General features: G+C 71.7%; 18 protein-coding genes. 11 read left to right on the forward strand and 7 right to left on the reverse strand.

Features of this window, described 5'->3' with window-relative positions:
- Positions 1-53: 53 nt before the first annotated feature.
- Positions 54-1,271 carry an NAD(P)/FAD-dependent oxidoreductase gene (locus VB059_RS05610; RefSeq protein WP_323421041.1) on the reverse strand — a complete coding sequence of 406 codons (1,218 nt, stop codon included), beginning with the start codon at positions 1,269-1,271 and terminating at the stop codon, positions 54-56.
- A gap of 199 nt (positions 1,272-1,470) precedes the next feature.
- Between VB059_RS05610 and VB059_RS05615 the strand changes: the two genes are divergently transcribed.
- The 5 genes from VB059_RS05615 (at position 1,471) to VB059_RS05635 (ending at position 6,317) form a co-directional block, all read left to right on the forward strand.
- Positions 1,471-2,355 carry an HNH endonuclease family protein gene (locus tag VB059_RS05615; protein ID WP_323421042.1) on the forward strand — a complete coding sequence of 295 codons (885 nt, stop codon included), beginning with the start codon at positions 1,471-1,473 and terminating at the stop codon, positions 2,353-2,355.
- Positions 2,356-2,458: 103 nt separating this feature from the next.
- Positions 2,459-3,181 carry a competence/damage-inducible protein A gene (locus VB059_RS05620; RefSeq protein ID WP_323421043.1) on the forward strand — a complete coding sequence of 241 codons (723 nt, stop codon included), beginning with the start codon at positions 2,459-2,461 and terminating at the stop codon, positions 3,179-3,181.
- 14 nt (positions 3,182-3,195) lie between these two features.
- Positions 3,196-3,870, forward strand: a complete 675-nt coding sequence (gene thpR / locus VB059_RS05625) for an RNA 2',3'-cyclic phosphodiesterase (protein WP_323421044.1) — start codon at positions 3,196-3,198, stop codon at positions 3,868-3,870.
- A gap of 107 nt (positions 3,871-3,977) precedes the next feature.
- Positions 3,978-4,496 carry a DUF2231 domain-containing protein gene (locus VB059_RS05630; RefSeq protein ID WP_323421045.1) on the forward strand — a complete coding sequence of 173 codons (519 nt, stop codon included), beginning with the start codon at positions 3,978-3,980 and terminating at the stop codon, positions 4,494-4,496.
- A 201-nt stretch (positions 4,497-4,697) separates the two neighbouring features.
- A complete protein-coding gene (locus VB059_RS05635; protein ID WP_323421046.1) occupies positions 4,698-6,317 on the forward strand; it encodes a glucosaminidase domain-containing protein in 1,620 nt (539 codons plus the stop codon).
- A gap of 252 nt (positions 6,318-6,569) precedes the next feature.
- On the opposite strand, the gene VB059_RS05640 is transcribed toward VB059_RS05635, so the two are convergent.
- Both VB059_RS05640 and VB059_RS05645 read right to left on the reverse strand, forming a co-directional pair.
- The gene (locus tag VB059_RS05640) at positions 6,570-8,285 is read right to left on the reverse strand and encodes an AMP-binding protein (RefSeq protein ID WP_323421047.1); all 1,716 of its coding nucleotides are present in this window, start codon (positions 8,283-8,285) and stop codon (positions 6,570-6,572) included.
- 272 nt (positions 8,286-8,557) lie between these two features.
- Complete coding sequence (locus VB059_RS05645; RefSeq protein ID WP_323421048.1) at positions 8,558-9,637, reverse strand: AbrB family transcriptional regulator; 1,080 nt, start codon at positions 9,635-9,637, stop codon at positions 8,558-8,560.
- A 111-nt stretch (positions 9,638-9,748) separates the two neighbouring features.
- Between VB059_RS05645 and VB059_RS05650 the strand changes: the two genes are divergently transcribed.
- The 3 genes from VB059_RS05650 (at position 9,749) to VB059_RS05660 (ending at position 13,056) form a co-directional block, all read left to right on the forward strand.
- Positions 9,749-10,723: an NADPH:quinone reductase gene (locus VB059_RS05650; protein ID WP_323421049.1), complete on the forward strand. Its 975-nt coding sequence runs from the start codon at positions 9,749-9,751 to the stop codon at positions 10,721-10,723.
- A 97-nt stretch (positions 10,724-10,820) separates the two neighbouring features.
- The gene (locus VB059_RS05655) at positions 10,821-11,507 is read left to right on the forward strand and encodes a hypothetical protein (protein ID WP_323421050.1); all 687 of its coding nucleotides are present in this window, start codon (positions 10,821-10,823) and stop codon (positions 11,505-11,507) included.
- 199 nt (positions 11,508-11,706) lie between these two features.
- Positions 11,707-13,056, forward strand: a complete 1,350-nt coding sequence (locus VB059_RS05660; protein ID WP_323421051.1) for a M23 family metallopeptidase — start codon at positions 11,707-11,709, stop codon at positions 13,054-13,056.
- Between the two features lie 40 nt (positions 13,057-13,096).
- Here VB059_RS05660 and VB059_RS05665 read toward each other — a convergent pair whose 3' ends face one another.
- Entirely contained in the window at positions 13,097-13,525 is a 429-nt protein-coding gene (locus VB059_RS05665; protein ID WP_323421052.1) for a hypothetical protein, read from the reverse strand.
- 253 nt (positions 13,526-13,778) lie between these two features.
- Between VB059_RS05665 and metX the strand changes: the two genes are divergently transcribed.
- Both metX and metW read left to right on the forward strand, forming a co-directional pair.
- Positions 13,779-14,984 (forward strand): homoserine O-acetyltransferase MetX, encoded by a 1,206-nt coding sequence (metX, locus tag VB059_RS05670; protein ID WP_323421053.1) that lies wholly within the window; start codon positions 13,779-13,781, stop codon positions 14,982-14,984.
- Complete coding sequence (metW, locus tag VB059_RS05675) at positions 14,981-15,586, forward strand: methionine biosynthesis protein MetW (RefSeq protein ID WP_323421054.1); 606 nt, start codon at positions 14,981-14,983, stop codon at positions 15,584-15,586. The genes metX and metW overlap by 4 nt, the downstream gene beginning before the upstream one ends.
- A 93-nt stretch (positions 15,587-15,679) precedes the next feature.
- On the opposite strand, the gene VB059_RS05680 is transcribed toward metW, so the two are convergent.
- Together VB059_RS05680 and VB059_RS05685 are read right to left on the reverse strand one after the other, a co-directional pair.
- A complete protein-coding gene (locus VB059_RS05680) occupies positions 15,680-15,874 on the reverse strand; it encodes a LuxR C-terminal-related transcriptional regulator (RefSeq protein ID WP_323421055.1) in 195 nt (64 codons plus the stop codon).
- Positions 15,874-16,347 carry a response regulator transcription factor gene (locus VB059_RS05685; protein ID WP_323421056.1) on the reverse strand — a complete coding sequence of 158 codons (474 nt, stop codon included), beginning with the start codon at positions 16,345-16,347 and terminating at the stop codon, positions 15,874-15,876. Before VB059_RS05685 ends, VB059_RS05680 begins: the two co-directional genes overlap by 1 nt.
- A gap of 494 nt (positions 16,348-16,841) precedes the next feature.
- Between VB059_RS05685 and VB059_RS05690 the strand changes: the two genes are divergently transcribed.
- Positions 16,842-18,239 (forward strand): hypothetical protein, encoded by a 1,398-nt coding sequence (locus VB059_RS05690; protein WP_323421057.1) that lies wholly within the window; start codon positions 16,842-16,844, stop codon positions 18,237-18,239.
- A 198-nt stretch (positions 18,240-18,437) separates the two neighbouring features.
- On the opposite strand, the gene VB059_RS05695 is transcribed toward VB059_RS05690, so the two are convergent.
- Positions 18,438-19,106 (reverse strand): antibiotic biosynthesis monooxygenase, encoded by a 669-nt coding sequence (locus VB059_RS05695; RefSeq protein WP_323421058.1) that lies wholly within the window; start codon positions 19,104-19,106, stop codon positions 18,438-18,440.
- Positions 19,107-19,141: the final 35 nt, after the last annotated feature.

Here is a 19,141-nt window from a genome sequence, read left to right on the forward strand (position 1 = left end):
GCACGACCGTCGCGGCTGATCGCGCGGTCGCTCCACCCGTCCGATGTGCCACTTCAGCCCGCGGCCAGCGCGCTGAGGTCCACCGCCGGATCGGTGAGCCGCTCGGCCGGGACCGCCTGTCCGACGATCGTACGCAACGTGTCGTTGACGTCCCAGATGTTCACGTTCATCGCGGCGGTGACCACCCCGTCGCGCTGCCAGAACACGATGAACTCACCGGACTCGAGCGCCCCCCGCACCACCGGCTCGTCGGTGGCGAGGTTGTTGCCGACGTACTCCATCCCGAGGTCGAACTGGTCGGTGTAGAAGTACGGCTGCCAGTCGTACGCGCCGTCCAGGCCGAGGATGGTCCGCGCCGCCAGGGCGCCCTGGCGCAGTGCGTTGTCCCAGTGCTCGCGCCGGAGCCGCTCGCCGAGCAGCGTGTTGTAGGCGTTCGCGATGTCACCGACCGCCAGGATCGCCGGATCGGCGGTGACCATCCGCTCGTCGGTGAGCACGCCGTTGTGCACCTCGAGGCCGGCCTGCTGGGCGAGGGCGACCCGGGGGACCGCCCCGACCGCCACCAGGACGGCGTCGGTCGCGATGTCACCGTGGTCGGTGACGATGCCACCGGCGCAACCGTCGCGCTCGAGGATGCCCTTCGCCCCCACTCCCATCCGTAGGTCGATCCCGTTGCGGACGTGCAGGTCGGCGAAGTAGGCCCCGATCCGGGGCCCGAGAATGTTGTCGAGGGGCTGTTCGTTGGGGGCGACGACGGTGACGGTCATCCCCGCCTGCCGCGCCGCGGCGGCGACCTCCAGCCCGATCCACCCGGCACCGATGACGCCCAGATGGCCCCCGCCGGCGAACAGTTCCTTGAGGGCGTCGGACTCGCGCAGGTCGCGCAACGTCATCACCCCGGGCAGGTCGGCGCCGGGGAACGGGATCCGCCGCGAGTCCGCCCCGGTGGCCAGGACCAGCCGGTCATAGGCCAGCTCCTCGCCGTCGGCGAGCCGGAGCGTACGGGCGACGCGGTCGATCGACGCGGCGACCACGCCCAGCCGCAGCCCGACACCGTTCTCGGCGTACCAGCTCTCGTCGTGCAGCAGGATGCCGGCACGGTCCAGCCGGCCCTGCAGGTACTCCTTGGACAGTTTGGTGCGGTCGTAGGGGAGCTCGGGCTCCTGGCCCAGCATGGTGATCGGGCCGGTGAACCCCTCGGCCCGCAGCCCCTGCACCACGTGCGCCCCGGCCAGCCCTGCACCGACCACGACGATCCGTTGCTCAGACATCTCTGCTCCCGCCTACCGGAGCCGGGGCCGAATCCCCGGCCGTGCCTTCATCGTAGGGCGGCACGGCCGCCCCCGACAGGTGGTTGAGGCTGCAACCACGGCGTTGACACCGCCACGACGGGATGGGGCCGGGCGAGGGGGTGGCCCGGCGTAGGGTCCCAGAGACGTGAGGACAGCGGGACGTGGAGGACACCAGGAGGTGGCGGGGGAGCAGATGGCCGGGCGGAGGGGACGGACGACGGTCGGGGCGGTCGCGATGATGACCGCCCTGCTGGTCGCGCTCGGCGGCTGCGCGGGTGCGAGCGGAGGCGGCCCCGTCGGGACCGATCCGATCGGGGCAGCCGGAACGCCTGCGGCCGGACGATCCGCCGGGGCCGCCACGACGGCCGTCCCGGCATCGTCGACGATCCCGTCCGTCCTCGGGTCTGCGGACGCCGCGTCCCCCGACACCAGATCCTCCGGCACCGGGTCCGCTGGTACTTCCCGCACCACGCCGAGCGGATCGGCGGCCACGGCGCTGGCCGGTCTGGCCGTGAGGGGCAGGGCGCCGCGGACCGGCTACCAGCGCTCGCTGTTCGGCGACGGCTGGGTCGACACCGACCACAACGGCTGCGACACCCGCAACGACATCCTGCGGCGCGATGCGACCGAGGTGACCGACAAGCCGGGCACCCGCGGGTGCGTCGTCGCCTCGGGCACCCTGCAGGACCGCTACTCGGGCACCGCGCTGCCGTTCGTCCGCGGTGACGGCGGAGTGCAGATCGACCACGTGGTCGCCCTGTCCGACGCCTGGCAGAAGGGTGCTCAGGGCTGGTCGACCGAGCAGCGGACGGCCTTCGCGAACGACCCGCTCAACCTGGTGGCCACCGGCTCGGCGGCCAACCAGCAGAAGGGCGACGGGGATGCCGCGACCTGGCTTCCGCCGTACCGGCCCGGCCGCTGTGCGTACGTGGCCCGCCAGATCGCGGTCAAGGCGACGTACGGGGCCTGGATCACCCCCGCCGAACACGACGCCATGGCCCGGGTGCTGGCGACCTGCCCCGGGGAGCCCCTGCCGTCCGGCACGGACCGTCCGCCGAGGTGAGCCCGGACCGGCTCCACGTCCGGGTTCCGCTGGGCCGTGCCTGCCTGTTGTCCTCGCCCCCTCCCCCCGGTGCCGCGTACGGCGGTATGACTAGGATCGTGTCGTGTCCAACCCCACCGCAGCCGTCCTGGTGATCGGCGATGAGATCCTCTCCGGACGTACGCGCGACGAGAACATGTACCACCTCGCCGGCGTCCTGAGCGCCCGGGGGATCGACCTTCGAGAGGTGCGGGTCGTGCCCGACGACCACGCGGCGATCGTCGGGGCCGTGACGGCGCTGCGGGCGGCGTACGACCACGTCTTCACCTCAGGGGGGATCGGCCCGACCCACGACGACATCACCGCGGACGCCATCGCCGCCGCGTTCGGTCGCTCGATCGTCATCGACCCCGAGGCGGAGCGGCGGATCCGGGGATTCTGCCAGGCCAGGGGGATCAACTACACGGCCGAGGAGCAGCGGATGGCCCGGATCCCGGCCGGCGCCACCCTGATCGACAACGGCCTGTCCGGCGCGCCCGGCTTCACCGTGGACAACGTCCACGTGATGGCCGGCGTGCCGATCATCTTCCGGGCCATGGTCGCAGCGGTGCTGCCCGGCCTGGCGCAGGGCCGGCCGCTCACCGTCCGGGACTACCGGGTGCAGCGTCCCGAGAGCTCCATCGCCGGAGAACTGCGGATCCTGGCCGAGGAGTTCTCCGACGTGGCCATCGGTTCCTACCCGTCGATGCTCGAGGGGCGCTCCGGCACCACGATCGTCGTCCGGGGGGCGTCCCCGACCCGGGTCGGGGATGCGATCGCCGCCCTCGTCACCGCCTTCCCCGCCTGACATCGGCCGGCGCCGTGAGCTCCACCCGGGACCGGCCGGCCGGTCGCCGGCTGTTCCTCGCCCTGGTGCCGGCCCCCGCCGCGACCGAGGTGCTCGCCCGTTGGCTGTCGATCCCGGCGAACGGTCCGCTGCCGACCGGGTGGCGGACGACCGAGCCGGACACCTGGCACGTCACCCTGGTCTTCATGGCCGCCGTGCCCGATGCCGTCCGGCCCCGCCTGCTCAGCGGATTCGGCGAGGTGGCGCAGCGCGCGCTGCCGCTGCCGTTGACCTGGGGACATCCCGGTGCCTTCCCACGCCCGGCCGCCGCCCGGGTCGCCTGGATCGGGCTCGAGGATCGTGGCGACCCCGACACCGGCCCCTCGGGCGCGCTCACCACGGTCGGTGCGCTCGCCAGGGCCTGCCGCCGGGCCGCCGAGCGGGTCGGCGCCGGACCGGACCGGACCGGCTTCCGGGCCCACCTCACCCTCGGCCGCAGCAACCGGCCCCGCGATCTCTCCGAGCATCTGGCCCTGCCCGGTGCGCCCTCCGGGCCGGCCTGGGTGGCCGACCGGATGGTCCTGGTGGAATCCCGACCGGGAGCGGGCGAGCGCGGCCGGCCTCGCTATGTGGAACGCGCCGACTGGCACCTCGGACGTCCTGCCGAGGACAGCGCCGCCGCGTGCTGCGGCCCCGACGTCGCCCCGTGACGGCGGGGGATCCGTCCCTGTTGGTCAGCGTCGGCGCGCCCCGGAGCCGGCAGGTGACTGAGGTCACCCTTCCCTGTGCGGCCCTGGGCCGGATCTAGGCTGCTGACATGTTTGACGTGATCTTCGGGCTCCCCGTCCACATCCTCGTGCTCCATGCCTATGTGGTGCTCGGGCCACTCGCAGCTCTCGTCGCAATCGCCCACGCCGTACGCCCCGGCTGGCGTCGGGTGCTGACATGGCCGCTCGTCGGGCTCGCCGTGGTGACCGGAGTCAGTGCCCTCGTCACCAAGGAGAGCGGGGAGAAGCTCGCGGGCAGGCTCCTCCCGGACCAGGCCACCACCAGCACCGACCCGCAGGTCCAGATGATCGTGCAGCACGCCGAGATCGGTGGCGTGACCGGTGTGATCGGGGTCCTCTTCATGGTCGTGGTCCTGGTGGCGGTGCTGTGGGCCATGCGGCCCCGCACCGGTGAGCAGTCCGGTGGTGCCCGATCAGTGGTGGCGGCCGTGCTCGTCATCGTCGCCTCGCTCGGCATGCTGGGCTCGGTCGTGTACGCCGGGCACACCGGGGCCACCGCGGCCTGGCAGGCCCGGATCGCGGCCACCACACCCGGTGCCGACAACTGACGCCTCCAGCGCCCTCCGACGGCCCTTCCGGGCAGCAGTTCGCTGTCCGGAAGGGCCGTTCTCGGAATACCTCCCGAAGGCATTCCTCTCTCAACCTGAGCTTCAGGCTCATACTTGCCGCCGACGGATGAACACTCCGATGGTGGCTGGGTGGCACGAACACTACGAGTAATCCTGACCGCCGCGGCGTCGGTTCTTCTCGTGTTCGGTGGAGCGATCTTCTCCCCGTACGCAAGGGCCGTCGCTCCATCCACGTACATCAAGCAGACAGTCGACGCGGCCCAGGGCGTCCAGCGCGAATTCAAGGTTCCCGCCTCGGTCGCCATCGCCCAGTCGATCCTCGAGTCGGGCTGGGGAGATTCCTCCCTGGCCAAGACCTACCACAACTATTTCGGCATCAAATGCACCTCGCAGAAGAGTCCCTTCCAGCAGGGCTGCGTATCGCTGCAGACGAAGGAATACAGCGCCTCGGGAACATCGTCGACGATCGTCGACGGATTCCGGACCTATGCGACGACAGCCGATTCCTTCGCCGATTACGGCCGGTTGCTGAGTTCGCTGAGCCGATACCGGGCCGCCTTCGACCACACCGATGACCCGGACCGATTCATCCGCGACATCGCCGCCGGCGGCTATGCCACCGACCCGCAGTACGCGGACTCCGTGATCCGGATCATGAAGCAGTACGACCTCTACCAGTACGACAAGCTCCCGGCAGCAGCCCCGACCGCGGACGCCGTCGCTGACCGGACGACCGACCCGACGCCCGCCGCCGAGCCGAGCGAGGCGCCGACGGTGAAGCCGAGCGACGCACCGAGCACGGCGCCCAGTGCGAAGCCGAGCGACACGGTGACCATCAAGCCGAGCGTGACGGCCACCGCCTCGCCCTCCGCGACGGCCACTGCTTCCGCACCCGGCGCTGTGACGACGACCCCGGCCCCGGCGACCTCCGCCCAGCCGTCCGTCCCGGTGACCTCGGCCAAGCCGTCCGCCCCGGCACCCTCCGCGTCGGCCGGCCCGTCAGCGCCGGCGAGCAGCACCTCGACGGACAAGCCCGCGGGTGTGACCGGCGTCATCTGGGTGATCAACCCACAGACCGGCCGGGTGTATTTCAGCGGCACGGTCACCGATGCCAACGGCAAGCCGCTCGCCAACACCGCCTTCCAGGTGGTGGACACCACCGGGGCGAGCCTCGGGACGGTGACGACCGACGCCCAGGGCCACCTGAACGCAGGCCTCGACCTGCCCTCCGGCTGGAGCAAGGTGCCCAACTACGAGGTGCTCATCCGCTTCCCGGGCAGCGGGGACACCCGCTACACCGAGGGGTCGACCACCATCCCCGCCGGTGCGACCACGCCGGCGAGCGGCACCCTGACCGGTGGCGACCCGAACGTCGCCTCGGCCAAGGACACCGGCCTCGATCGTGACGACAAGCTGCCCGGAGCCGGTGCATCCGCGAGCGCGACTGCGACCGCTTCCTCCGCGACGCCGACCCCGTCCGCTTCCTCGGCGACACCGACGACCACCCCGGTGTGGCCGGCCGGCCTGGCCACCAGCGGATCGCCGTCGGCGTCCGCAGCTCCCGTCGTCGGGGCCCCCCGATCGGCCGCCCCGTCGGCCCCCGCCGCTGCACGGACCGCCGGGGAGCACACCGGTCACCCGGGCAACGCTGTGGACAACGCCGCGACCGCACTGGCCGCGCGACTGCCGCGGACCGGTGGACCGGCCGCGATCATCGGGCTGCTGGGCCTTGGCATCCTGGCCGCCGGAGCGACCCTGATCACCACCTCACGGGTCCGCGCCCCCGGTCGGGAGGACTGAACCCCGCCCGGTGGCCGACAGGGCCCCGGACGGCATGGCAGGAGGGGCGGACCTGGCGGTCCGCCCCTCCTGCCATGCCGTCGAGACTGTGTGCGCGTGCTGTCCGGCTCAGGCGTCGAGCTTCATGTGCGGTCCGGCTGTGCGATCGTGCTGTCCTGTTGCCGTACGCTCCGTCCCGTTGCCGGGCGCCGGGACGGAACTGATGTCGCACGTCGGGCGCGGCCGGGGGCCCGCCGCCGGGCGCGCGGACGGTCAGTGCCGGGTGCGCAGCTCCGGGAAGTCCTCGTAGCGGTACTCGGTGCGACCCGCCGCCTCCGGGTGGCCGGAGCCGCGATGGGCGGCCAGCTCACGACCACGCAGTGCGACCCGGCGGATCTTGCCGGAGATCGTCTTCGGCAGCTCGTCGAACTCCAGGCGCCGCACCCGCAGGTAGGGGGCGAGGTGGTCCTTGGCGTACGACAGGATCGACAGCGCCGTCTCCCGGGTGTGCTCGAAGCCCGGTGCCAGGCTGATGTACGCCTTCGGCACCGCCAGCCGGGTGGGATCGGGCGCCGGTACGACAGCCGCCTCCGCGACGGCCGGGTGCTCCATCAGCACACTCTCCAGCTCGAAGGGGGACACCTTGTAGTCGGAGGCCTTGAACACGTCGTCGGTACGGCCGACGTAGGTGATGTAGCCCTCCTTGTCCCGGGTCACGAGGTCACCGGTGTGGTAGTAGCCGCCGTGCTCGACCTGCTGGGTGAGCTCGGGCATCCCGACATAGCCGTACATCAGGTTGAGCGGGCGCGGGTCCAGCCGCAGGCAGATCTCCCCGATGTCGGAGGGCTCGCCGGTCTCCGGATCGACGATCTCGATCGGCACGCCGGGCAGCGGCTTGCCCATCGAGCCGGGCTTCACCGGTTCGCCGGGGACGTTGCCGATCTGCGCGGTGGTCTCGGTCTGCCCGTACCCGTCACGGATCGTCAGGCCCCACCGGTCCTGCACGGTCTTGATCACCTCGGGATTGAGCGGTTCGCCGGCCCCGACCACCTCGCGCAGCGACGCGGGCTTCTCACCCAGGTCAGCCTGGATCATCATCCGCCACACGGTCGGCGGGGCGCAGAACGTGGCGACGTCGACCCGGCGCATGTTCTCCAGCAGCTGGTGGGCGTCGAAGCGGTGGTAGTTGAAGACGAAGATCGTCGCCTCGGCGATCCACGGCGCGAAGAAGCTGCTCCAGGCATGCTTGCCCCAGCCGGGCGAGCTGATGTTGAGGTGGACATCGCCGGGACGCACACCGATGAAATAGGTGGTCGACAGGTGGCCCACCGGGTAGGACAGCTGGGTGTGCCCGACCAGCTTCGGCGCCTTGGTGGTGCCCGAGGTGAAGTACTCCAGTACCGGATCGTCGGCGTCGGTGACGACGGGCTGCGGCCGGGAGGGATGGGCGTACGAGTCGGCGAAGGAGATCCAGCCGTCATGGGCGGCGGCGGTGGTGATCCGGACGTAGTCGCCCGGCACAGTGTCGAACTTGGCGGTGTCCGGCGCGTTGGCGATGACGGCACGGACGTCGGCCCGGGCGATCCGGTCGGCCAGATCCTCGCTGGTGACGGCCTCGGCGGTCGGCAGGACGACCGCGCCGATCTTCATCACCGCGAGCATCGCCTCCCACAGCTCGATCTGGTTGCCCAGCATCAGCATCACGGCGTCGCCCTTGCCGATGCCGCGCTCGCGCAGCCAGCCCGCCACCGAGTCCGACCGGCGGACGATGTCGTCATAGGTCCAGGTGGCCTCGCTGCCGTCCAGCTGGCAGATCCACAGGGCGATCCGGTCGTTGCCACGGCCGATCGCGTCGAACCAGTCGATCGCCCAGTTGAACGGGCCCGAGATGTCGGGCCAGGCGAAGGCGGCACTGGCTTCGTCGACACGACCGCGGTAGGACAGCAACAGGTCTCGGGCGGCACGGATCTGCTCGGTTGCTCGGCTCAAGGGGCACCTCTGATCTCGGGTGGCAGTGTCGGTTACGCTCGCGTCGGTTACGTCAGCGTAGGTAACGATACGCGGACGTGACTGTGTGTTCGCCGTGAAGGCCCCACAAGGGTGTCGTACGCCCGTTGTGCGATCCCGACAGCGCCGGTGGACGGGGCCCGGCGGGCGTGCCGACAACCGGGCGGGGAACGGGCCGGACGCGACCCCTCGGTGCCCGGTTTCCCTGTCGGGGCCTCGGTCCGATGTGGGCGCCTCGGTCGACGCCCCCGGCCTCAGTCGCCGGGCGGCGGGGTCACGGAGCGCCGGCGCAACCGGACGGTGACCAGCGGGGTGAGCGCCAGCATCAGGAACAACCGGATCGCCTGCACCCCGGTGATGAAGGTGACGTTGCCGCCGGCCGCGGCGGCGACGGCCAGCACGGCCATCATCCCGCCCGGCGTGGTGGCGAGATAACCGTCCAGATCGGTCAGCCCGGCCAGCCGGGCGAGCCAGACCCCCGCCAGGGCACTGACCACCATCAGCGCCAGCACCAGTCCCAGGGCGAGCGGCAGCACTCGGACGACCGTCCCCATCGCCTCGCGGGTGAAGCCCAGGGTGGCCGTCCAGCCGATCACCACGTACGCCACCGCGACCACGAGCCCGGGCAGCGCCGGGACCGCGATCCCGCCCCAGATGCCGACCGCCGCCGCGACGATCATCGGCCCGAGCAGGTCACCGGCGGGCACCCGGGCCAGTCGCCCCAGCACCAGCCCCACCACGACACAGCCGATCCCCACCAGGGTGCTCTCGGCTCCCGTCACGGTGCCGGCAGGCACTGCCGCCACGGGCGCACCGAAGACGTACGCCGCGACCGGAGGAGTGGAGGCGGTGATCAGCAGCACCCGGGTGTACTGCAGGGTGCCGACCATCCGGATGTCGCCGCCCAGGTCGCCGGCCACCGCCACCAGTCCGCTGGCGCCACCGGCGGCCATCGACAACACGCCGGTGACCCGGTCGACGGCCGGATGCAGGGCCAGCAGGAAGCCGGAGCCGAAGCTGATCACCAGGGTCAGCAGCGTGACCGCCAGGACCCCGGCCCAGTCCTCGGCGAGGGTCCGCAACTCCTGACCGGTGACCATCGCCCCCAGCGCGGTGCCGATGACCGCCTGGGAGCCGACCGCGAGCGGTCCCGGCACCCGACGCGGCCCCCGTCCGGTCAGGGCGACGGCGGTGCCGGCCACCATCGCCGCCAGGATCTCGGGGGAGGGGATCCGCACCGCCCGGGCGCCGAGCAGCAGCACAGCGGTGAGGACGAGCAGGACCAGCCAGGACCCCGACCTCCGCAGGACGGCGATGCGGGCGGAGCGGGTCATGGCCCCAGTGGACCACAGCTCGGAGCGAGCCGGTCACCGGCGGCCACCCACGGACTAGGCTCGGATCCACCGGGGTTCCGAGGCGTGACCCCGCCCACGAAGGGGATGTCCATGAAGGCTGTCCAGATCACCGAGCACGGCGACGCCGAGGTCTTGCACTACGTCGACACCGAGGTGCCCCGGCCGGGGCCGGGTCAGGTGCGGGTCCGGGTGCGCGCGGCCGGACTCAACCCCGCCGACACCTACATGGTGCGGGGTGGCTATGAGTTCTTCCACAACCCGTTGCCCTGGGTGCCCGGGTTCGACTCGGCCGGCGATGTGGACGCGCTCGGCGAGGGGGTGTCCGGGCTCGCGGTCGGTGACCGGGTCTTCGTGGCCGGCATCCCGGCCGGCGGCCACGGCGCCTTCGCGCAGTACCACGTCGCGGATGCCCGGGTGGTCCGGCCGCTGCCGGACGCCGTGGACTACCCGGAGGGAGCGGCACTCGGCGTGCCCTACCTGACCGCCTACCGGGCACTGTTCCAGCGGGCCGACCTGCGGCCGGGGGAGACGGTGCTGATCCACGGGGCCAGCGGGGGCGTCGGTCAGGCCTGCGTCCAGTTCGCCCGGGCCCACGGCGCCCGGGTGATCGCGACCGCCGGGACGACCGAGGGGCTCGCACTCGCCTCGCGCCAGGGGGCGCACGTGGCGGTGGACCACAGCACGCCGGAGCACGTCGCCGAGCTGCACGAGCTCGCCCCCGACGGGATCGACGTGGTGGTCGAGATGGCCGCCAGCAGCAACCTCGAGGCCGACCTGGGCCTGCTGGGCCGCGACGGCCGGGTGGTGGTCGTGGGGGCGCGGACGCCGGTGGAGATCACGCCGCGGCTGGTGATGCGGACCGAGGCGGCCGTCCTCGGCGTCGCCCTGTGGAACATCACTCCGGAGCAGACCCACCAGGCCCTCTCGGCGATCGGCGCCGGCCTGGAGAACGGCACCCTGGCACCGTACGTCGGTCACCGGCTGCCGCTCGAGCGGATCGCCGACGCCTTCGCGCTGGTCACCACCGGACATCGGCTGGGAAAGGTGGTCCTCACCGTTGCCTGAGACCTCCACGGCGTGTCGCGGGCACTCGTCCTCGAGCGGGTGTGAGAGTGGGGATGTCGTGCAACTTCCCCGGTATGACACAGGCAAGGAGATGCGGATGGACACCGCCCTCAGGTCCCAGGCCGACACGCGGCCGGAGCGGCCCGAGCGGCCGCATGCCGCCGTCGAGCGGACCCGCTTCGGCTGGGCCCGGTGGGCCGAGGCCGACGACGGCCTCGAACGCTCCTACACGATCTGTGAGCCGGGTCTGCCGGCCTGGAAGCGGGACGTCATCCAGGTGACGCTGTTCCGCGAGGACCGCTCCGGGATGATCGACGTGGTCTCCCGCTGGGTGGTCCGCGGCGTCCTCGCGGCCGTCGTGCTGGGCGGTCTGCTCGCTGCACTGGTGCGGTCCGGTGCCGTGGTGGTGCCGATCGCCCTGGCGGTGCTGGTCTCGGCGGCGGTGCTGATCGCCTCGTTGCCCAACCGTGGCCGTCAGCTGGTGCAGCGTCACACGGTGACCGTCACCGGCGAGGCCTGCCGCGAGGTGACCCGGATCGCCGCGGTGCTGGATCGCATCGGGCCCGACCCGTCGGATCCCGACCGCGACGACGCCCGCACCATGTGGCGACTCGCCCACACCGACCCCGTCTTCCTGCGCAGCTACGGTCGTACGGTCCGCGACTGGGAGGTGTCGTACGACCGGCTCCGCACCACCCTGGCGCGCGAGGAGCCGGCCGAGGTGGCCCGCGCCATCGCCGCCGAGACGCATCCGGCCGGCCGCCCGTCACGGGATGCCGCCTGACCCTCACCGGCCGGCCCGGCTGCCGCACGGATCCCGGCGGCCGCCGGGCCGATCCGGCGTCCGGGGGACTGACCCGCCGGATGTGTCCACAGTTCCTCCTCAATCCCTGCCGATGAGCCCCGGCGCACTCTAGGCTGAGGGCCGTACCCGGCCGGAGGTCGTATGCGGCCCGGGGCTGGGCCGGCTCAGGGGGAACCGTATGGCTGAGGCAGATCCGACGACGCGGTTGTCGGCGGCCGAGTTGCGCCGCCACGTCCTGCTGGCGGTGGCGATCGCAGTGATCGGGCTGATCGTGACGGCAGGCCTGGGGCTCACCCGACAGGCGAACAACGCTGCCGGTGCCGGCCCCGACATTCTTGTCCCCATCCCCACGCAGGGGCGACGACTGGTCGCCGTGGCAGCCGCATCGGGCGATCTCGATCCCGCCGGGCGCGGCGACACCGGTTCCACCATCACCCCCGCCGCAGCGAGCACGACCTCGTCGATCTCCTCGGTGCCGGCCACCACCCCCGTATCGGCCCGGTCCGATGCTGTCGGATCGGCCCCCGGGCCGTCAGCGCCGGCGGCGGCCACCGTCGCATCGGCCGGCGGCTCGAGCGCCCCGTCCGGTGGAACGTCAGCGGACAACTCCGGCACCGCGACGTCCTCGGTCGCGAACTCGGTCGCGGGCGGACCGGGTGCCCGGGGCTCCGGTCCGGGGGACGGGGTGTTCCTCGACTCCGGCGCCGCGGTGGCGGCCAAGGTGTCGAACGTGCCGGCGGCACCTGCCTTCGACCAGGCCCTGGTCGAGCTGTCCGCGGCGCAGCGGGTCACCGATCAGCAGGCCCGCGCCGACCTGGCCACCCATGCGAACACCGACCAGGAGCAGGCCCGACGGGTCCGTGACCAGGCGAAGGCCGCCGCCCGGATCCGTACCGAGCAGTCCCGACTGGCCGATGAGCAGCAGCAGGCCGAGGCTGCCGCGGCGCTGTTGAAGGTCCAGCAAGCGGCGCTCGCGGCCGGGCAGCTGCCCACCGACAGCGCTGCGTTCCGGCTGCCCGACGGCACCCTGGTCCGGCCCCGGGCGGACGGCTCCTGGCCGCCGTCGGTGCTGGCCGCGCTGAACAGGTCGGCGGGCACGTCCGGCGCCACCGGCAGGACGGTGACTCCGATCGCCCGAGGCAGCTATCTGCTCAGTGCGAGGTTCGGGGCGGTCGGCATCTGGGCGACGTACCACACCGGCGTCGACTTCGGTGCGTCGATCGCTACCCCGATCCGGGCGGCGGCGGACGGCGTCGTGGTGGCGCCGGTGGCGGGGGACTGGGCCGGGACGCACGCGATCGTCGCCCACAGCGACGGGTACACGCTCTACGCCCACATGCTCGCGACCACGGTGCAGCCCGGACAGTCGGTGAAGGCCGGTGACGTCCTCGGGTACGTCGGCATGACGGGTCGTGCGTCCGGCCCGCATCTGCACTTCGAGTACTACCCCCGAGGCGCCGACCTGAGGACCCCGTACTCTGCCAGGGACCCGCTGGTCTGGCTCGCCGCGCGCGGCGTGACGCCCTGACCGGACCTGGGACAGGGCGGCCGCCGACGGTGCTGTCCGGTCAGCGGGGCAGCAGCTCCATGTCGGTGAGGGTGAGCTCGAGACGGTTGCGCTCGACGCCGTCGACGCTCACCTCGACCGTCCAGTGCTCGAGTGGCCACCGGTAGACGCGGTCACGCTGCCCGATGACCACGTGCGGATCCCCGAAGATGGTGGACATCTCGCGGACGAGTTCCTGCTGCTCGTCCTCGAGTCGTTCCGGGGCGACCGGCAGGCTGGCGGTGACCGTCGCGATCCGCCCGTGCCAACCGTCCCAGCGGCCCGGCCCCACCCCGTCGACGGACAGCACGCCTTCGGTCGGCTCCTGCTCGGGAGCGCAGGCGCGTTCCTCGGCACCGATCGTCTCCCACAGCTCGAGCCGCTGGTCGATCGGGACGAAGCCGGCCCGGGCGCAGCGCTCGCCGAAGGCCAGTAGCGGGTGGTCGAACATGGCCCATCTCCCTCGCATCACCCCGGTCGCCGCAGTGCCACCGGGGATCATTCATCGTAGTCGAGGGTGCATGCCACGGCCGGTGATTTCCGCCGCCGGCGAGCGCCGACGAGCGCAGGCGCCGCCGGGTGCCCGCCACCGGCAGCAGCGGGACGAGGAGCCCGACGAGGGTGCCGCCGATGACGGACCCGCCCCCTGCTCCGGGAGGCGGACGCCGGGCCCGGCTGCGTACGGAGGTGACACAATACCGACCATGACTTCCCTGCCCCCGTCCGCCGAGGATTCGGTGGGGATCGTCGAGCAACGCACCGCCCGATTGTTCGAGGGGGACCACCCCCTCGTCCTGGCCAGCGGTGCCGTCGTACCCGAGGTCGACGTCGCGTACGAGACGTACGGCACCCTCAGTCCCTCACGGGACAACGCCATCTTCATCTGCCATGCCCTCACCGGTGACGCGCACGCGGCCGGCCGGCACCGGGACGACGACCATCGGCCCGGCTGGTGGGACACGATGATCGGCCCCGGCAAGCCGATCGACACCGACCGCTACTTCGTCATCGCCGACAATCTGCTGGGCGGATGCCAGGGCACCACCGGGCCCGCGTCGACCGATCCGACGACCGGGCGCCCGTACGGTCTGGACTTCCCCCTGCTGCAGATCGCCGACTTCGTCACCGTGCACCGCGCCCTGCTGGACCGTCTCGGGGTGGACCACCTGCTGTCCGTCGTCGGCGGCTCGATGGGGGGCATGCAGGCCCTGCAGTGGGCGCTGTCCTTCCCCGAGCAGGTCGACAGCGCAGTGATCATCGCCGCCTCGAGCCGGCTCAACGCGCAGAACATCGCCTTCTCCGCGGTGGCGCGCGAGTCGATCATGCGTGACCCCGGCTTCGCCGGCGGCCGCTACCTCGAGTCGGGCACCAGCCCCGACACGGGACTGTCGATCGCCCGGATGATGGCCCACATCACCTACCAGTCCGAGGCCGGGATGGAGGAGAAGTTCGGGCGGCGCTACCAGTTCGGCGAGGACGCCCGACGCGGCTTCGGGGTGGACTTCGCCGTGGAGAGCTACCTCGATCACCAGGGCCGGGTGTTCCTGTCCCGGTTCGACGCGCTGTCCTACCTCTACCTGACCCGGGTGATGGACTACTTCGACCCGTTCGCCGAGGGGGACGCGGCCGCGGCGCTGGCCGCCGTCGGATCGCCCTGCCTGGTGCTCTCCTTCGACACCGACTGGCGCTTCGACACCAGCCATTCCCGCGCCATCGTCCGCGAATTGGAGCGCCAACGGGTGCCGGTGAGCTTCCGGGAGATCCGCTCCCCGTGGGGCCACGACTCGTTCCTGCTGACCATCGACGACTACCACCGCACCGTCACCGCGTTCCTGCGGCGGGTCGCGTACGAACGGGCCGTCCGGGACCGGGCGGTGCCGGACCGGGCGGGCGAGGGGAACACACGATGACGCTGCGACCCGACCAGACGGTCGTCACCCGCTACGTGCCCGACGGCTCCCGGGTGCTCGACCTCGGCTGTGGCCACGGCAGCCTGATGCGCTACCTGATGGACCGGCGCGGCTGCACCGGCACCGGGGTCGAGATCGCCGCCGACGCCGTCGTCGACGCGATCGCCAAGGGGGTCCCGCTGATCGAGCTCGACATCGACCACCAGCTCGACGAGTTCGACGACAAGTCGTACGACGTGGTCATCCTGTCCCGGGTGCTGCAGGCCACCTACAAGCCGCGGGAGGTGCTCTCACAGATGGCCCGGATCGGCTCGCGGTGCATCGTGTCGGTGCCGAACTTCGGCTACTGGCGGCACCGCTGGGTGCTGATGCGCGGCCGGATGCCGATGTCGAAGGAACTGCCGCACGCCTGGTACGACACACCCAACATCCACCTGTCCACGCTCTCCGACCTGGAGGATCTGTTCGACGTGGTCGGGCTGGACGTCTGGGAACGTCGGCTGTCCACCCCCGACGGGCGGCAGCACGACTACCCGGCCCGCTGGGCGAACCTGATGGCGGCCAACGCCATCTACGTGCTCACCCCGCGGAGCGCGGCCTGACCCTCGGCCCCGCCACCGGGGCAGTATCGCCGGCGGCCTGCCCCTCGACCCAGCCTGCCGCGGCAGTGTCGACCGGCGCAGTGGCGGCGACCGTCATCGCTGTCCGGCCCGGCGGCCGCGGGACCGCTCGGTGAGATCGATCAGCCCGTTCTCCCGGGCGGCGACGATGGCAGCGGCACGGGTGGAGACCCGGCACTTCACCAGGATGCTGGCGATGTGGTCCTTGACCGTGTTCGGGCTGAGGACCAGCCGATGCGCGATCTGCTTGTTGCTCAGGCCATCGGCCATCAGCCAGAACACCTCGCGCTCGCGGGCACTGAGGTGAACCCGGGCGTCAACGGATAGGTGGTCCGACGGGCATGCTCCATCAGCATGTCGAGTGCCTCCGAGGACACCGGGACGTCGCCGAGCGCCCGGTGGACCACGGCCTCCAGCTGTCCGGACAGTCCCTTGACCACGTAGCCCTTCGCCCCGGCAGCGACGCTGAGGCGTACGGTGCGGGAGTCCTTGACGCTGGTCATCATCACCACCCGGGCGTCCGGGTGACGGGCCACGATCCGCTTGGTGGCCTCGACCCCGCCGATGCCCGGCATCCTGATGTCCATCAGCACCAGGTCCCACGTCTCCTCGTCACAGGCCGCGACGGCCTCCTCACCGGACGCGGCACCCCGGACCTCGGCCCTCGGCACCTCACGGTGGACCAGGTCGACCATGAGGGCGCGCAGATCGTCCTCGTCCTCGACGACCAGAATGCTGTCCATGCCGACGAGCCTAGCGTTCCGGTCGCGGCGTGCCGATGCCGCACGCACCCCCTCACGTCCCGGTGAGGGTCCGTCCTGCACCGCTCTCGGTTCCGACGAGCGGGCGGCGCTGACCAGTGCGAGAATGCCGTCGGGTGACGGGCCGGAGCTCGACCGGGCCCAGGATCCGCCGACACCAGCCGCCGTGGAGCGTCGGGGCCGGCTCTGTGGCTCATTTATGATCTGACCCGGGGGGAAGCAGTCATGAAGTTGGTCGTGGTCGCCTGCTGTGCCGTGTGGATGAACATCGGCTGGCCGGCCGCCGGGCAGCCGGTGGTGTCGCCGACACCACCGGGAGGGGCATCCGGGTCGCCATCGGTGGTGGCGACCGCAGGTCCGGGAGAGGTCCCGCCGGACCTGTGCCAGCTCTTTCCGTGGCTGTGTCCACAGTCGACGCCTGATGTCCTGGACCGCACCTGATGTCCCTGGACGGCACCTGATCCTGATCGGAGACCATGCACACGAGCCCGATGCCCGGCTGGGGGCTGCGCCGCGCCGACCGGAAGCTCCAGATCATCATGACCGCGCTGATCGCCGCGGTCCTCATCGCCGACACCGGATTGGTGTTCTTCACCGCCGGCGGCCTCAGCGGCAGGTCACCTCTCGAGGTCATCAGCCTGTGGGTGTTCGCGTACGCGTCGTTCCTCATCGCGGTGTGGGCACCCGGATGGTTCCTGCTGTCCACGGTGCCGTCCATCGCGCTGAGCTTCTACTGGACGGACTACGAGCGGATCCCGGTGCTGGTCCTGGCCGGTCTGCTGACGCTCACCGCGCTGGGCAGCCGCAGGTGGCTGGCGGTCGCCTGGGGGTGGGCGGTGGCGTGGACGACGGCCACGGCCCTCGTGTTCGCCCCGGCGCACAGGGTCCAGTTCCTCGCCCTCATGCTCGTTGTCGTCTTCCTGGCGACGTCGGTCGGGATCTTCGCCCGGCGATACTTCTCCCAGCGCGACCATCATGCCCACCAGCTGGCGCGCGTCCGGGAACTGGAGCAGCAATCGTACGAACAGGAGCTGCTGCTCCTGGCCCAGGACATCCACGACTCGATCGGCCACGCCCTCACGCGTGCGGCGCTCCAGGTGCAGAGACTGACCGCGCCCGATGCGGCCGACACGGCGCGTCAGGCGACCGCACCGTCGACGACCACCGCGGACCTCGCGGCAGACCTGTCGGCCGTGCGGACGGCTCTGGATGAGGCCATCGTGGCCATGCACCACATCGTCGATGTGCTGGAGAACCGTTTGCCGCTCGACCGGACCACGACCTCGATCGATCTCGACAAGGAGCTGTCGGATCTGGTCGATGTGCTGCGCAGCAGTGGCCGCAGGGTCAGTCTCGTCGACGATGCGGCAGCGGCCCCGGAGCTGTCACCCTCGATCCAGATCGAGTGCATCCGGATCCTCCAGGAGTGCACGACGAACATCCTGCGCCATTCACCCCGGTCGGCCCGGGTGGGCCTGAAGGTCCGGGTCACCGCGGAGGCGGTGGCGATGGAGGTCTCCAACACCATGGGCGCGGATGGATCACCACTCGACGGCCCGCCGGGGCCGGGCGGGCACCACGGCCTGTCGAACATGGAGGCCCGGGCCATCCGGCTGGGCGGGTTCTTCCACGCCGGTGCCGATGACGGGCAGTGGACCGTGGTCGCCCGCATCCCCGTCGGGCAGATGGTGTCATCGCACCGGACAGAGGACCGCCCCATGCCCCCCGTTCGGGGGGTTTTCGCCCCTGAGGCTGTTCACCGGGGATCCGGGCCCGTAGAGTCTGGCGTGCTCGGGGGGCGATCCCCGCAAGGAGATCGGCGGAAAGAGGGTCCGGGCGGACAGGTACGGGGTGCCTCGGCAGAGGTGTCCTGAGCCGGTTCGACCAGCCCCGTCGATGGTGGTGAGCTCCGGGTTCCGCCCGGGAGCTCACCACCGTCTCCGCTTCTACGGGTCCCCTTCCCGGTGCTGCGACCCGGTGGTCCCGGACATCCGTCCCACTCCTGGACCGAGCGACGGCGCCCGGCCCGCTCGATGACCGCCCCTCTCGAGGACCTGATGCGGTCCGAGGGCCTAGGGCCCGACGGTCGGCCCGCCGTCGGCCTGTCCACCGTCCGGCCGCGCCTCGCCCTGCTGCTTCGCGGCGGCCTTCCGGGCGCCCGCGACCAGCCAACCCTTGAACAACGGTGTCAGCACGCGCGGCATCACCAGGTAGGTCATGGCCGCGGTGATGCAGATCGTGATCACGGCGGTCCGGACCAGGAACGGCACCGGCGCCAGCAGCGGGAGGCCGCCCGGCAGCAGCGGCAGCGTGCTCAGCAGCCAGATGAAGAAGGTCGCCGTCGGCCAGATCCCCACCCAGGTCACGAAGGCCATCCGGTGCTTCGGTGGGTTCATCGAGGCCGGGACCACGGCCGGCTCGAACCAGGCCTCGAGCCCGGTGAGACGGCGGTGCACGGGCTCGCCCTCGGCGACGGCATGCATCCGGCCGAGGACGTCGGCCCGCTCCGGGCTGGTGTCCCAGGCCGCGAAGCCCGCGTCGTCGTGGTAGCGGACGACGACATGGTAGGGATCGCCGGACCGCTCCGGCGGGATCAGGTCGGCGCCGAGAAAGCCCGGCTTCTGCCGCATCAAGGTGAACATCTCCCGGACCAGATCCTCGTACTCGTGCTCGCGTCCGGGCCTGGCGTAGCGGGTCGCGATCCGGGTGATGGCGACGGGTCCGGCGGCGGGGTGACTCATGGCATGTCCTTCTTCGACGGTTGCTCGACGGGGCG

Origin of the sequence: Raineyella sp. (assembly GCF_034933565.1) — a bacterium.
In the GTDB taxonomy this organism is placed as follows: Bacteria; Actinomycetota; Actinomycetes; order Propionibacteriales; family Propionibacteriaceae; genus Raineyella.

Bases quoted from the DNA above. Each gene is read 5' to 3' on its own strand.
- VB059_RS05655 (WP_323421050.1), top strand. From the start codon at position 10,821: ATGGACACCGCCCTCAGGTCCCAGGCCGACACGCGGCCGGAGCGGCCC.
- VB059_RS05645 (WP_323421048.1), bottom strand. From the start codon at position 9,637: ATGACCCGCTCCGCCCGCATCGCCGTCCTGCGGAGGTCGGGGTCCTGG.
- metX (WP_323421053.1), top strand. From the start codon at position 13,779: ATGACTTCCCTGCCCCCGTCCGCCGAGGATTCGGTGGGGATCGTCGAG.
- VB059_RS05695 (WP_323421058.1), bottom strand. From the start codon at position 19,106: ATGAGTCACCCCGCCGCCGGACCCGTCGCCATCACCCGGATCGCGACC.
- VB059_RS05650 (WP_323421049.1), top strand. From the start codon at position 9,749: ATGAAGGCTGTCCAGATCACCGAGCACGGCGACGCCGAGGTCTTGCAC.
- VB059_RS05660 (WP_323421051.1), top strand. From the start codon at position 11,707: ATGGCTGAGGCAGATCCGACGACGCGGTTGTCGGCGGCCGAGTTGCGC.
- metW (WP_323421054.1), top strand. From the start codon at position 14,981: ATGACGCTGCGACCCGACCAGACGGTCGTCACCCGCTACGTGCCCGAC.
- VB059_RS05680 (WP_323421055.1), bottom strand. From the start codon at position 15,874: ATGGCCGATGGCCTGAGCAACAAGCAGATCGCGCATCGGCTGGTCCTC.
- VB059_RS05685 (WP_323421056.1), bottom strand. From the start codon at position 16,347: ATGGACAGCATTCTGGTCGTCGAGGACGAGGACGATCTGCGCGCCCTC.
- VB059_RS05610 (WP_323421041.1), bottom strand. From the start codon at position 1,271: ATGTCTGAGCAACGGATCGTCGTGGTCGGTGCAGGGCTGGCCGGGGCG.
- VB059_RS05630 (WP_323421045.1), top strand. From the start codon at position 3,978: ATGTTTGACGTGATCTTCGGGCTCCCCGTCCACATCCTCGTGCTCCAT.
- VB059_RS05665 (WP_323421052.1), bottom strand. From the start codon at position 13,525: ATGTTCGACCACCCGCTACTGGCCTTCGGCGAGCGCTGCGCCCGGGCC.
- VB059_RS05690 (WP_323421057.1), top strand. From the start codon at position 16,842: ATGCACACGAGCCCGATGCCCGGCTGGGGGCTGCGCCGCGCCGACCGG.